The sequence below is a fragment of the Kitasatospora sp. NPDC091257 genome, assembly GCF_044757675.1.
GTDB lineage: Bacteria > Actinomycetota > Actinomycetes > Streptomycetales > Streptomycetaceae > Kitasatospora > Kitasatospora lactacystinica.
In genome coordinates, this window is sequence record NZ_JBIVVI010001890.1 from 1 (window position 1) to 1,053 (window position 1,053).

Sequence of the window (1,053 nt, forward strand, 5' to 3'; positions counted from 1 at the left end):
CGGTGGCGGCCGGCTGGTCCGTGGCCGGCTGGTCCGTGGCCGTCGGAGCCGTGGTCGGAGCCGGGGGTTCGGCGGCCGGGGCCGAGCCCGGGGGCGACGTGGCCGGGGACGACGTGGCCGGGGCCGCCGCGGCGCCCGCCGGGCCGGAGTGGTCGAGGGCCCGCCAGCCGAACCAGCCCGCCGTGCAGAGCGGAACGGCCACGGCCGCGGCCGTGGTGGCGCGCAGCAGGGCGGAGCGGCGGGGCGGTCGGGCGGCGGAACCGGTCACTGGTCGGTCAGATCCTGTCCTGGGTGCGCGGAGTCAGACCGTAGTTCTTCGCGATCACGTTCCACTTGGTCATGAAGTCCGTCTTCGCCTGGGTGGCCTTCGGGTTGAGCTCGTCCGCGCGCTTCTTGTCAGGGGTGGCCGGGGCCCTGCCGGTGCAGCCCTGGGCGGCGACGGCGCGCGCCCAGCTCGCGTACGCCTTGTCGATGTCGGCCGACAGCTGCCAGGCGGACTTCAGCGAGTTCACCGCGTCCGCGCCGCCCGGCACGTCCGTGACGGTCAGTTGGGAGAGCTTGGCCAGCAGGGCGGCCCGCTGGCTCGCGCCGTTGTCGAAGTCCTGCGCGGCGCTCTCGATGTCGGCCTTCGGCGGGCAGCTGGTCACCTTGGCGACGGCGCTGCCGATCGGGGCCTTGGCGTTCTCGCCCTCGCTGAGCAGACTGTCCAGCGCCTGGGCCTGCGTGCCGGCGGCCGGGCCGGGGCCGGTCGCGGTCGGGGACGGCGTGCCGGTGGGCGAGCCGGAGGCGCTCGCGGCGGCGCTCGGTGCGCCGTCCGTGCCCGTGGGCGCGGGGGCGGGCGGCAGGTTGTCCGGGCCGGTCGCCGGGGCGGAGGCCGGGGCGGGCGCGGCCCGGTCGTCCTTGTCGCCGCCCTGGAGGGCGAACAGCAGGCCGCCGCCGATCGCCAGCACCAATAGCAGGGCCGAGCCGATCAGCAGCGGGGTCCTGCGGCTGGTGGGCCGGTCCTCGTCGTCCCCGTGGCCGGTCGGATGGTCGGGCTGGGTGCCGTAGGGG

At 77.0% G+C, this 1,053-nt stretch carries 1 protein-coding gene and 1 pseudogene; both read right to left on the bottom strand.

Translation table 11 applies throughout. The features are described from left to right. A pseudogene (locus ACIQOV_RS42700) lies at positions 1-268 on the bottom strand (hypothetical protein); the annotation flags it as partial. A 7-nt stretch (positions 269-275) separates the two neighbouring features. Then, positions 276-950 carry a hypothetical protein gene (locus ACIQOV_RS42705; protein WP_401056683.1) on the bottom strand — a complete coding sequence of 225 codons (675 nt, stop codon included), beginning with the start codon at positions 948-950 and terminating at the stop codon, positions 276-278. Positions 951-1,053: the final 103 nt, after the last annotated feature.